Annotated in this window: 11 protein-coding genes and 1 pseudogene; 10 read left to right on the forward strand and 2 right to left on the reverse strand. The window is 53.9% G+C overall.

The genetic code is table 11. From position 1 onward, the window contains the following. Nucleotides 1-7: 7 nt before the first annotated feature. Both argS and rsfS read right to left on the reverse strand, forming a co-directional pair. Nucleotides 8-1,981, reverse strand: a complete 1,974-nt coding sequence (argS, locus tag Pr1d_RS05560) for an arginine--tRNA ligase (RefSeq protein ID WP_148072605.1) — start codon at nucleotides 1,979-1,981, stop codon at nucleotides 8-10. Next, nucleotides 1,981-2,436, reverse strand: a complete 456-nt coding sequence (gene rsfS, locus Pr1d_RS05565; protein ID WP_315853116.1) for a ribosome silencing factor — start codon at nucleotides 2,434-2,436, stop codon at nucleotides 1,981-1,983. The genes argS and rsfS overlap by 1 nt, the downstream gene beginning before the upstream one ends. 205 nt (nucleotides 2,437-2,641) lie before the next feature. Between rsfS and bcp the strand changes: the two genes are divergently transcribed. From bcp to Pr1d_RS05615, 10 genes and pseudogenes are all read left to right on the forward strand, one after another. Beyond that, entirely contained in the window at nucleotides 2,642-3,115 is a 474-nt protein-coding gene (gene bcp / locus Pr1d_RS05570) for a thioredoxin-dependent thiol peroxidase (RefSeq protein WP_148072606.1), read from the forward strand. Nucleotides 3,116-3,576: 461 nt separating this feature from the next. After that, nucleotides 3,577-3,960: a hypothetical protein gene (locus Pr1d_RS05575; RefSeq protein ID WP_148072607.1), complete on the forward strand. Its 384-nt coding sequence runs from the start codon at nucleotides 3,577-3,579 to the stop codon at nucleotides 3,958-3,960. 344 nt (nucleotides 3,961-4,304) lie between these two features. Beyond that, entirely contained in the window at nucleotides 4,305-5,087 is a 783-nt protein-coding gene (locus Pr1d_RS05580) for an STN domain-containing protein (protein ID WP_148072608.1), read from the forward strand. A gap of 91 nt (nucleotides 5,088-5,178) precedes the next feature. Further along, on the forward strand, nucleotides 5,179-6,087 hold the full coding sequence (gene fhcD, locus Pr1d_RS05585) for a formylmethanofuran--tetrahydromethanopterin N-formyltransferase (RefSeq protein ID WP_210417894.1): 909 nt from the start codon (nucleotides 5,179-5,181) through the stop codon (nucleotides 6,085-6,087). Nucleotides 6,088-6,283: 196 nt separating this feature from the next. After that, entirely contained in the window at nucleotides 6,284-7,375 is a 1,092-nt protein-coding gene (locus tag Pr1d_RS05590) for an amidohydrolase family protein (protein ID WP_238476644.1), read from the forward strand. 159 nt (nucleotides 7,376-7,534) lie between these two features. Continuing rightward, nucleotides 7,535-9,184, forward strand: coding sequence for a 30S ribosomal protein S1 (locus tag Pr1d_RS05595; protein ID WP_148072610.1), 1,650 nt, complete (start codon nucleotides 7,535-7,537; stop codon nucleotides 9,182-9,184). A gap of 184 nt (nucleotides 9,185-9,368) precedes the next feature. Further along, nucleotides 9,369-10,526, forward strand: coding sequence for a DUF1570 domain-containing protein (locus Pr1d_RS05600; protein WP_168205069.1), 1,158 nt, complete (start codon nucleotides 9,369-9,371; stop codon nucleotides 10,524-10,526). Nucleotides 10,527-10,630: 104 nt separating this feature from the next. Continuing rightward, nucleotides 10,631-11,092, forward strand: a complete 462-nt coding sequence (locus tag Pr1d_RS05605) for a hypothetical protein (protein WP_148072612.1) — start codon at nucleotides 10,631-10,633, stop codon at nucleotides 11,090-11,092. Nucleotides 11,093-11,507: 415 nt separating this feature from the next. Continuing rightward, nucleotides 11,508-12,200 carry a transposase gene (locus Pr1d_RS05610; protein WP_449241582.1) on the forward strand — a complete coding sequence of 231 codons (693 nt, stop codon included), beginning with the start codon at nucleotides 11,508-11,510 and terminating at the stop codon, nucleotides 12,198-12,200. Beyond that, nucleotides 12,140-12,562, forward strand: a pseudogene (locus tag Pr1d_RS05615) (ISH3 family transposase); the annotation flags it as partial. The gene Pr1d_RS05610 and the pseudogene Pr1d_RS05615, both read left to right, overlap by 61 nt. Nucleotides 12,563-12,736 lie beyond the last annotated feature (174 nt).

Raw genomic sequence — 12,736 nt, forward strand, 5'->3', positions numbered from 1 at the left:
GCTTTGGCTACATCCGCTCGACGACTTCAATCCCCAGTAGCTCCAATCCATAGGCAATTGTCCGTGCCGTAAGATCGCACAACAGCAAACGGCTTGTGCGGACATGATCATTCTCCGCTTTGAGCACAGGGCAATTCTCAAAGAAAGCCGAGTACTTGCTCGCCACATCGAAGAGATACGCCGTCAGGTGGTTGGGGCGATAATCGGTGGCGACGCGCTCTAAGGCTTCGGTCAGTTGCAGAAGGGCCAAGCCTAATGCCCGCTCAGCGGGTTCGTTGATTTGAATCTGAGCGCCGCTGGCTCTCAATTGCTCAAGGTCGATGTTCCCCTTGGCAAAGATGCTGCGAACCCTCGCATAGCTGTATTGCATGTAGGCAGCCGTGTTGCCTTGCATGGCGAGCATCTTGTCGTAGCTAAAGACGTAGTCGCTGGTGCGATTGTGTGAGAGGTCGGCATATTTGATCGCACCAATCCCCACCCGCTGAGCCACTTGCTGGCGTTCCTCAGCAGAGAGCAACGGTTCATCGCGGGCATCGTCATTGGCGCTCACGATCGCCAGCGCCCGTTCGACAGCTTCGTCCAACAGACCACCGAGGCCCACCGCCGTGCCTGAGCGAGTCTTATACGGTTTGCCATCTTCGCCCAGCACCGTGCCAAAGCTCACATGCTCCAGCTCAATTTGATCATGACCCCACAATCGTGCAGTGGCAAACAATTGATTGAAATGCAGCGACTGGCGATGATCGACCACGTAGACAAGAGCGTCGGGCGACCATTCTTGAACTCGATATGCAATTGTAGCCAGGTCGGTTGTGGCATAGAGAAATGCCCCGTCCTGTTTTTGCACGATGAAGGGAGCGTCGATTCCGTCAATGAAAATGCACTTCGCCCCTTCACTTTCAGTTATAAGGTTTTTATTGTTCAGCTCCTCCACAACCCCGGCTAAGCGATCTTCATAAAAACTCTCGCCGAGGGTGTGATCAAAGGTGACCCCCAAGCGCATGTAAATGGCGTCCATGCTTTCCAGGCATGCCGGTAGAAACTGCTCCCACAACCCCCGGTTCTCAGTATCACCGGCGTGTAGCTTGGCTGTCTCAGCCAGCACGGCTTGGCCGATCCCCGTATGTTCGGCAGCCAATGCGGACAGGGCTGAATCGTCGTCTACAGCAGCCAGCTTCTTGCGGAGTCCATCGAGCGTCTCACGCAACTGAGCCAACTGATTCTCTGCTTGTTGCAGTTGCCGATTGTGCGCCTTGCGTGCTTTGGGGTCCTCAAGCTCGGTCGAATCGTGCAACTGTTCCAATTGATGGGCCGCGGCAATGATCTGCTTTTCGACGGCAGGCAATTTGTTGTCTTTGGTGTCGTGATAGTCGACCAATTGGTTGACCAATCGATATAGTCGGCTCAGCTCAGCCACTGGCTCCTTGGCAAAGGCTTGTTCATCGACAAGGTTCTTGAAACCATAGATGATCATCCCAAACTGGGTGCCCCAATCGCCAATGTGATTGTCGCTGATCACGCGGTGCCCCAGAGCCTGGAGTACCCGATACAAGGCGGCACCAATCACGGTCGAACGGATGTGCCCCACGTGCATTGGCTTGGCCACGTTAGGGGCCGAATAATCGAGCACGATGGTCTTCGGCTTGTCGGCCGGGGTCACCCCCAGCGATTTGTCCTGAACCATTGCTTGCAGTTGCGTAACCAGAAACTCTTTGCTTATTCGCAGATTGATGAATCCTGGCCCGGCAATCTCTGGGGGATCGCAGAGGTCGCTTACTTCGAGCAACTCCACCAACTGACCTGCAATCTCGCGGGGTGGCTTCCCCAACCGCTTTCCTAACGGCATGGCACAGTTCGCCTGATAGTCGCCAAATTTGGCGTCCTGGCTCGGCAGGACCATTTCTGCGTATTCAATCGCTGCCGGATCTAAATCTGCAAGGGCAGTGCGAAAACGAGAGCGAAGTTCTGCCAGAATATTCATCAGTCGTCGGACGGGTTTTGATTACTGATGAAGGGAAGCGGCACGTGTTCGGCAGACCCCCAGAATTGTTCCAGGGCATAAAACTCACGAGTTTCTTCGTCGAAGAGGTGCATCACAACCGTGCCATAGTCCAGCAAGATCCAGCGACTCTCGCTGTAGCCTTCCAATCCCATTCGCTTGTCGCCCATTTCCTGCTCAAGCGTGCGGTCGATTTCTTCGCTGATTGCATGCAATTGCCGCCGACTGTTGCCTGTGACAATGACAAAGTAGTCAAACTCCGGCGTGATGGGCCGCATGTCGAGCACTACGATGTCTTGCCCACGGTTGTCGTCGGCGGTGCGCGCAGCGGCCAGGGCCAATTGCAGACTGCGCTCAGCAGCGCGTTCGGCAGTGGGGGCAGATTCGGTAATAGTGTGACTCTCTATTTGGGGGATTTGGCGGGTTGGTGGAACCACGAATTCTACACCGATTTTGTCCTGTGGGGCTAGCCCCACCGAGGCAATGTAGCCTTGGCCACGAATGTCATCCCGAAGGGAGTTGTACGACCTGAGGGATCTGGGTAGAACCGAGTAAACAGTTCAGAAAACACCAATTAGGCTACTTAGATTCCTCGGTCGCTTAGGCTCCCTCGGAATGAAATCAGAGAACGAAGGTATTTCCATGAGCGATTTCGTAGAACCTGGTCAAAAGGCTCCCGCGTTTAACCTTTCTGCGGATGATGGCAGCAAAGTCAAATTGTCCGATTTCACAGGAAAGCCCGTTGTGCTGTATTTCTATCCTAAGGACGACACTCCGGGCTGCACTCGCGAGGCTTGTGCATTTCGCGACGCCAAGGCGGCGCTCAAGAAAGCGGGTGCTGTGGTGCTCGGAGTGAGTCCAGATGATGTGGCGAGTCACACCAAGTTTCGCGACAAGTACAAACTGAATTTTCCTTTGCTGGCCGACCCCGATCACAAGGTTGCGGAGAAGTATGGTGCCTGGCGCGAAAAAAACATGTATGGCAAGAAATCCATGGGCATCCAACGCAGCACATTCCTAATCGACCCTGCTGGCAAGATTGCCCGCGTGTGGAAACGCGTCCAAGTCGACGGTCACGATGAGAAGGTCTTAGAAGCTATCAAGCAGATCGATTGAGCCGCTTGCGGCTTTGCGTTACTACTGAGCGATGCGACGCCGTGGCACAATCGTCATCTCCGCGCACCAACCCCTGATCCCCCCGCCGCTTGTTAAAGCCTGCGGGGCGTGTCGATTGTCTCATAAAACTTGAGAGAAAACCGCGCTGCTTTTCTGGAAATCTCCCGCCCCGTTCTCAGGGGTCGGGTACATTTACTCAGAACACAGTAGCTTGTTTCAAACGAACTTCAGAATGGCTCCTCTAAACGTTTGTTTGGCAACACGGCTAGCTCGGCGCACTGTCAATGCTCCTCTGTGATTCCAGGCTTTTGAGAAACTTGCCTTGGCAGTTTTTCAGAGACAGTGTGTAAGAATTCGAGCCTGCCGACAGGACGGGGGTCTTGTCGGCAGGCAGTTTTCTCAACTTTTCGTTACTAGCTTCTCTATCATTCAGCCTATTCAATCAATACAGGATTTAATTGATGACTGACCCAGAAGTCGCTTCGTCAGAATGGACAGACATGGCTCCCTATCTGTCGGATTGTTTGCAATCGGATTTTCAGGACGACAGAGAATCGAAATTCGATAACCTGCCTGGAATCTTGCTTCGCGCAAAGCTCACGCCACTCGATTCGCAGAATCGGCCTATGGCTCCCATCACCGTGGTCGTTACCGCGATCGACGAACATACATTGGTCTTCAATCACTTCGTGCCGCTGCCCGCCCGACTGGCAATCGTGACGTTTGAGAAACAGGGCATGAGCACCTACTCGGTGGAACTGGAACTCACTTGGTGTCGCTTTGACCAGCGACAACGCTACACCAGCGGCGGCCGCTTTGTCATGCCGTTGGGTAGAACCGCATAGTAGGCAGACGGACCCGTGGTGCGCGTGGCACTTGCGGGGACGGGTTTCTCCCTCCCTTGGATAGGGTGGTCGCTGTGGTGGCGGCCGCCCTATCTTGTTTTGTGGGGTTTGGATTGTTAGCCGCGATGCGCCTGCCGAGTTTCACGAGGCGGAGTAGAGCGCGTCTTCAAATTCTCCACGAAAACGCGCTCTGCTGCGCTGGCGCTGCGCATCGCGGCTAACAATAGTTTGACATTCTCCGTGCCACGGCGGTATATTCAGGGCCATCAGGCAGCGTGCCCGGAACCACGCTCGCCAACTTCTATTCTCGTGTTTGCGCTTTCATGCGCAGAGAGGAGCAGGTTATGTCGCGGGTCTTTTTTGTGACAAGTCTGGTGCTGGTGGCTTTTCTATCCCTCTTGCCTTCAGAGCGTGCTGTGGCACAGTTTGGTGGTGGGGGATATGGCGGAGAAGGAGGATACGGGAGAGGTGGATTTGGTGGTGAATATGGGGGACGTCAGCAACGGGATCGTGAGCGAAGTGTATCTACAACTATTTCCGATTCAAAAGCGGAAGAGAAAATCGAAGCGGTGCTCAACGAGTTGCTTAAATCGCCATTGCAATATGAGGATCAACCACTCAATGAGGTGATCAATACTCTGCAAGACGAATACGATATTCCAATTATTTTTGACAATGTAGCACTCGATGAAGTTGCTATCAGCCCAGACACAGAAGTCACTATCAATCTCCGAAATATCTCGTTGCGGTCGGCGCTGAATCTGATTCTTAAACAACCGGGCCTTGAAGATCTCACCTATGTTGTCTCAGAGGAAGTGCTGCTCATTACTACCCATGAGAGAGCCAACGCCACGCTCGTTGTGCAAGTTTATCGCGTAGAAGACTTGGTGAACAACTATTCACAAGTGCCCGGGGGGAATCAGAAGAACCCCTACAGTTCACTCAGCCAAGTGATCAGTAGCTGCGTGGAGTATGATTCCTGGATGACCAACGGCCGTGGTGAGGGTGAGATCAAGCTTATGCAACCCGGGATGTTGGTTGTTTCCCAGACGAGGCATGTTCAGGAGCAAGTGGGAGAACTCTTGGAGAAGTTGCGAGAGACTCGGGCTGAGATCGAGGAGGAGTAGCGTTCCATCGCGCTCCTCTTAGTCTAGCGGGACTCGACTGCCGACTTGTGGCTAAACGGAGGACACCCTTGTTCACGCGGAAAAACGTGCGATGATGGTGCGCATGTTGCACTTGGGCACCACTGAGATCGTCGACACTTTTGCCGAGGCGTTTCGCATGCGCTATGTGCGGCTTGTAGTAACGGCCGCCGATGACTACTGGCTCGATGCAGCGCTGCGAGAGGTTACTGGCTATGGCTCATCGGTGATCGGTTGCGATGCGGAGATTGCTGTCGAGCATTTCGTAGACTCGAGCGAGACACCAGACGGCCGTCTCGGTGCGGCCATCTTGGCATTCGGATTCTCTGTGGACGCATTGGCCAAATCAATTCCCAATCGCGTGGGACAATGCTTGATGACTTGTCCCACGACCGCTGTGTATAACGGACTGCCTACGGCCGAAGAGCAGATTGCGCTCGGTAAATATTTGCGATTTTTTGGCGATGGATTCCAGAAGAGCAAGGTGCTTGGCGAGCGGCGGTATTGGCGAATCCCCGTGATGGACGGTGAGTTTCTTGTCGAAGAGCAGGTTGGTGTTGCCAAGGGTGTTGCCGGTGGGAATATCATCCTCCAAGCTACCACAAGCGAGGTGGCACTTGCCGCTGCCAGGCGAGTGGTCAAGGCCCTTGCTCCACTTCCAGGAGTGATAACTCCATTCCCCGGTGGTGTGGTCCGCAGTGGCAGCAAAGTCGGTTCGAAATACAAAGGGATGGTCGCTTCGACCAACGATGCCTTTTGTCCCACGCTCCGAGGTCGGGTGGAAACCGACCTGTTCGAGGATGCATCTTGCGCTTACGAGATCGTTATCGACGGCGTCGACGAGACAGCAGTTGCCAAGGCGATGACCGCCGCACTCCATGCCGCTGCCGGAGAAGGGGTGCTAGCCATCTCGGCAGGAAACTACGGCGGCAAACTCGGTAAGTTCCATTTTCATCTGCACGAACTTCTTAAGGCACAATAGTATGGGTTCCAAGGAAGATATCTCTCGCAGAGGCGCTGAGACGCAGAGAAGAGGATGTAACGCTTTCCTCTGCGCCTCCTCGTCTCTGCGAGAAACCCTTCTTCCATTATTTCTTTCAGCTCTAATAGCAAGTGTTGTCATTGCTGAAGAACCACTCGACGGCAAGGACGGCCGTCCGCTCGCACTCGATCAGTTCATGCCAAGATCCCAACTGGTCGTTCCAGAGCATCATCCGCAACGCGCCAAGTTTCCTGCGGTAGATATTCATGTGCATTGCCGCTACAAGCTGCATCAGACCCCCGAGGCACTTGCGGAATTCGTGCGGCTGATGAATCACCAAAACATCGCCGTCGGTGTGAGTCTTGATGGGGGTTTGGGAGAGCGACTGGCCGAGCACAAAAAATTCTTGTGGACCAAGTATCGCGACCGGTTTGTCATCTTTGCCAACATTGATTGGCAAGGGAAAGGAAAAAAAGAAGAACCTGCGACCTGGGATTGCCACCGACCTGATTTTGGGCATCGGATGGCCCTCGCACTCGCCGAAGCGAAAGAGCAGGGTGCCTCAGGCCTGAAAGTTTTTAAGATGCTAGGTCTCAAATACCAGAATCCCGATGGATCACTGATTGCGGTGGACGACCCGCGCTGGGATCCAATTTGGCAAGCTTGTGGTGAGTTAGGTTTTCCTGTGTTGATCCACACTGCCGACCCTGTGGCATTTTTTGAGCCGACCGATCGATTCAATGAACGCTGGGAAGAACTCCAACGACATCCAAATTGGAGCTTTGCTGGCGAAGAGTTTCCTACCCATGCGGAACTGCTCAAGCAATTCTTGAACGTCGTCAAGCGGCATCCGCAGACTGATTTCATCGGGGCCCACATGGTCAATATTCCTGAGAACCTCGGGGAGTTAGGTAATTGGCTTGATAAGTACCCCAACTTATATGCGGATCTCTCCGCTCGATTAGCAGAGATTGGACGTCAGCCCGTTACGGCGAGGGCATTTTTCATCAAATATGCCGACCGAATTCTGTTCGGCACAGATGGACCTCGATCCGCGAGGAGGCTCAACCCCCATTGGCGACTTCTGGAGACCCACGACGAATATTTTCCCTACGCTGAGGACCAATATCCGCCCCAGGGAATGTGGAATATTTACGGCCTCGATCTACCTGACGAGGTGCTGAGAAAGGTTTATGCTGAGAATGCGGCACGCCTGATTTCAGGGGTTCGAGAGCGTTTGGCGAAATATACTGCAGAAGTGACTGAAGCCCAGGCAACGAGTCCATGAGTTGTGCTGTCAATTTCTTTCCCCAATGTGAACCTGAATGCCACAGGATACTCACCAATCCGCCAAAAATAGTTGCATAGGCGTGGAGTTGGCTGTTAAACTTGCACCTTGCGCCAAGCAACTGATTTTGGCTCTTCTGTATTCCAGGATTTTGAGAACATGACCACGCCTACCGATTCTACTGATTCCACGCGCGCGTTGCCGGAGTCGAACCACGCATCTGACAACGGTGTCGATGCAACCCAGGGGAATGAATCCTCGATTGAAGCTGCCGAGAGCGTTCAGGAACAATCAGCGAGTGAATCTGTTGCTCAGCCATTGCCAACTCAAGAGCCAACTGCATCTGTCTCGCAGTCCCCGCAGCCAACCGATATCGATACTGGCCCCGCAGTCGAACCTCCAGCGGAGCAGGCGCAATCGAGCGACCCTGAGCAGGCCCGACCCAGCGAACGAATTCAAATTGGTACTCAGCGCGCGACCTCTGGCGAGGAAGCTCCCAAGGCGAAGCCGATGAATCCCGGTACGGCAACCGAAGCAGCACCGAAGAAAAGCAACTACCCGCCTCCGAATATCCGCGATGCCTTAACTCCAGAATTGGAAGCTGAATTAGCTGCTGCGTTAGGGGGGGAATCACTCGACAATTTGATCGAGGGAAGTGCCACCGCGGTGACTGGTGCCGAGTTGCCTGTCGACACAAAAATCACTGGCAAAGTAACCAGCATCCATCGCGACGATATCTTCGTCGATCTGGGAGGTCGCAATCAAGGTCTGCTTCCTTTGAAGCAGTTCGAGAAGACGGCGCCTCCCGAAATTGGAACGCAGGTAGAAGTTGTGGTCACCCGATTCGATGCCGAGCAGGGTTTGTATGACGTTTCACTTCCCACCGCCGCGGTCCAAGTCGGCAATTGGGAAGATGTGGCCGAAGGCCAGGTCGTCGACGTCACGATTACCGGTGCGAACAAGGGAGGGCTTGAGTGCATGCTTGCCGGCATTCGCGGATTCATACCCATGGGCCAAATCTCGATCTATCGCATTGAGAATGCCGAGGAGTACGTCGGCCAGAAGCTTACTTGTGTTATCACTGAAGCGAACCGCGGTCGCGGCAATCTAGTGCTCAGCCATCGGGCGCTGATGGAACGCGAACGCAAGGAACAAAAAGAAAAATTGCTTGCCGAGATCTCTGCCGGCGATCTCCGTGAGGGAGTCGTCCGCAGTCTGCAAGATTTTGGCGCTTTTGTTGACTTAGGTGGTGTCGATGGTCTCATTCACGTGAGCCAGCTCAGTTGGGACCGCGTGAGTCATCCCAAGGATGTGCTTGCCGTGGGGCAAAATGTCAAAGTCCGCGTTGAGAAAATCAACGCCGAAAGTGGCAAGATTTCGCTTGGCTACCGTGAACTGGGTGACAATCCCTGGGACAGCGCTGAACAGAAATTTCCCGTTGGCGCGCGTGTCAAAGGATCTGTGACCAAGCTCATGCAGTTTGGTGCGTTTGTGCGACTTGATCCCGGCGTGGAAGGCCTGATTCACATTTCTGAGATGGGTCACGGCCGGGTTAATCGCTCTAGCGACGTGGTGAGCGAAGGCCAGGAGGTCGAAGTGAAAGTGGTTTCATTTGACCGTGATGCCCAGCGAATCGGACTGTCGCTCAAGGCGTTGCTCCCGCCCCCTGAAAAGGCACCGCAGGAATCCCGCGAAAGCGAACACCCTGCCCCAGAATCGGTAAAACGCCGAGAAAAAGAGTCGGACAAAAATCTCAAGGGAGGCATCGGCGGACCTAGTGGCGGTGAGAAATTCGGTCTCCGCTGGTAATAACCGTGAGGCAACACCTCACACGGAATCCGAGAAAACGCAACCTTCAGCGCATTTCGGGGTTACAATAGAGATAGCCCAGCCGGAGGGCCACGCCCTCCGGGATTCCCGGACCGCGTTGCGGTCCGACAGGATTGAGATCGCTCGGCAAACTGTTTCTGATCGTTCAACAGGTATGTTAGTTATGCAGGACAAAGGCCTCTCGGCAATTTACACTTTGTTGGCAGTTTGCCTCGCTCTGCCGCAGCTTCCCGCGACGGCCGTCGAAACGGTCCTCCTCGATCAAAAGGGTGAGCCCCAGCAGCTTATCGGCGAAGTGGTGCTGGAAGATTCTGCGGGGAGCCTCTTGCTCGAAACCGATGAAGGTGCCTTCCATACGATCATGGCGAACATGATTCGCAGCCGTGAAAGTGACGCGAGACCTCTTGAGCGGCTCGACAAGGATGGCATGGCCGAACGGCTGCTTGCTGAAATGGGTCCCGGCTTCCAAGTGTACCAGTCGAAACACTACGTCGTGGTTTACAACACGACAATCAAGTATGCCACTTGGTGTAGTTCGCTATTGGAACGGCTTCAGCGAGGGTTCCTGGCCTACTGGAAAAAACAAGGCTGCGAGGTTGAGCAGCCGGAGCATCCATTGGCCGTCGTCATCTTCGGCAATAAGGCATCCTACATTCAGTATGCCAAGAAAGAACTCGGGCCCGCCGCAGGTTCGGCGATTGGATATTATAGTCTCAAGACGAATCGCATCGCCATGTACGATCTGACCGGCATGCAGGCCCTGCGACGTGAGGACACGAGGCGTGGATCGTCGCACGACATCACGGCGATGCTCTCCGAGCCTGAGGCCGCCCCCTTGGTCGCCACCATTGTCCATGAAGCAACGCACCAAATCGCCTTCAATTGTGGAATGCAAACCAGGTTTGGAGCCAATCCCGTCTGGCTCGGCGAGGGATTGGCCATGTTTCATGAGACTCCCGACCTCGGCAGCAATCGTAGTTGGAGCGGCATCGGCAAAGTAAACTACGATCGCTGGGACCGCTACCGCAACAATGCCAACAATGATCGGGTAGCCCCCCTGCGGGCCTTGATTGTGAGTGACGAGCGATTCCGCAATCCTCGCATGGCAGTCGACGCCTACGCCGAGGCTTGGGCCTGGACCTACTTCTTGATCACCTGGCACACCGACGAATATGTGGCCTACATGAAACATCTCGCCGCAAAACCGGTGCTTTCCGTTGACGACAAACGGACTCGGCTAGCGGACTTTACCAAGCATTTCGGCAGAGACTTCGACGCCCTCGAAGACGAATTCTACCGCCGCATGTCACGAATTGACTGAAAGGTAGCGGTTGGTGCCTACAGGCTGGTTGCAGATGGAGGCATCGGGCAACGGCTTATCGAGTGCCACCAGGCTCGCTGCTCATTCTGTACAGGAGAATTCTCATGGCATCCGAACAAGTGAAATCAGTGCTGGACAATACGCGGAGCTTCCACCGTTGTGCGAAAGAAATGTATTCCCGGCTTGCCAAGGATTGCGAAGAACAACGAGCTTCCATGCTGCTTGATTATCTGAGCGAGCACGAAGCACGTCTTGAGGATGCGATCACGCAAACCGAGGCGGATGTGTCGGCGAAGGTGCTCAACACTTGGGTGCAGTCGAGCGAAAGTAGTACGCATTTGATTCAATGTCAGGAACTGCAGGCAACGTCTCAGTCGAAGGCATCGTTTGACGATCTCGTAGAACTCGCTCTGAAGCTTGATGATCAGGTCATCGCAGTCTACCAAGATCTGGCCCAACGAGCTGAACCAGCTTGGCTACAGGATGTGTTCGAGAGCCTCCTTGAAATGGAACAAGCCGAGGAAAAACAACTCGCCAAACAAGCCCTTCGTGGCATGGATCTGTAAAGGTCGACCGTCCTTTCGCAAAAAGACTCCCGACGGCTCTGTAGAAAACATCCCGTGCTAGCTAAACATTGACGCAGGCGGCACTCGTATAGAGTGCATGTCAGTTACCAGTAAGTCTCCGATTCAAGTCGTGTTGGCCGCGCTTGCTACTGCGCGTCGTGGGCTGCCTGCCTATTCTCACATTTGTAGCCCCAAGACATTCACCCAGCATCAGCTGTTTGCCTGCCTTGTTCTGAAGAACTTCCTTAAGACCGACTATCGAGGCGTGGTTGACCATTTAGTCGATCATTCGAATCTGGTGGAGTTACTAGAATTAACCAGGATTCCTCACTTTACGACACTTCAAAAGGCGTCGCGTCGACTCTTGGCGGCTGACAAAGCCAAACGTCTGATGGACGCCACCGTCCGACAACAAATGGGGCGACGGAAGCGGGTAAGTTCGGCGGCGATTGATTCCACTGGATTGCAATGCGGAACAGCAAGCGCCTACTTCGTTCGCCGTCGCAAAAAAGTCGAAAGTCCCTGGAAAACCGTGGTTTATCACAACTATCCCAAGTTGGGCATTGTTTGTGACACCAGCAATCACTTCATCCTGGCATTCCAAGCTGGTCGCGGACCACGACCTGACATAGACGAGTTCCGTCCGCTAGTTGCTGATGCCTTGAAACGAGTGCGGCTCTCTCTGATGACTGCCGACGCCGGTTACGATTCGGAGCCCAATCACCAATTCGCCCGCGATGGACACGGCATCCGTACGGTCATCCCTCCCAAGCATGGCAGGCCGACTAAAAAGCCAGCCAGAGGTCACTACCGTCGCTTAATGCAAACCCGCTTTGATCGAGAAATCTATCGAAATCGGGTGCAAGTCGAGACCGTGATGTCGATGATCAAGAGAAGGCAGGGATCCCACGTACGTGGGCACAAATATTGGAGCCAATGTCGAGACCTAAGATTGATCGCACTCACCCACAACATCATGATTCTTGTGCTTGTTGAGGTTTTCTACAGAGCCACTCCCGACCCTTTTGAATTTCTTTTGAATTTCCCTGCGTTGCCAGCAAGAGGTATACGCACAAGAAGTCCGGCAAGCGTCGCACCAAGAAGCTGATGTACGCGGTTTGGAAAGTTCGCCTGACCCCCAAAGAGATTCGCGAAACCTACCGCACTCGCTTTGGCATCGAGACCAGCTATCGCCAGATGAACGAAGCGCGGATCAAGACCTGTACCCGGGACCCCGCCTTGCGGCTGCTTTTTGTTGGCATCGCCTTGGTGCTGCGAAACGTTTGGGTCTGGCTGCATTTCAAGATGGCCAAAGGAAAATGGAGCGACCAACCGCAACTATTCCTAAAGTTACTCCGCTTCCGAGAAATGCTACTCTGGATCAGCCAAGTCGTTGGAAAGCACCTCGGAGCCGACCGCAAGCAAGGCATCGAATATGAAGCCTATCAAAGACTTACAGAAAACTACTGAAGCATGTAGTATTGGGAACTACTGAAGTTCTTTTCTACTTTTGGGGGGCGCGCTGTGACTCGCTAGTTTTCCTAAGCAGACGCGAGAACGATATTCCTTGTCAACGAAATCAACAACAAGGCCAAACTAACTATCAGAATGGGCGCGGATTTCATCTCGAAATCAAAAAAAGGG

It is taken from the genome of Bythopirellula goksoeyrii, from assembly GCF_008065115.1.
GTDB classification, from domain to species: domain Bacteria; phylum Planctomycetota; class Planctomycetia; order Pirellulales; family Lacipirellulaceae; genus Bythopirellula; species Bythopirellula goksoeyrii.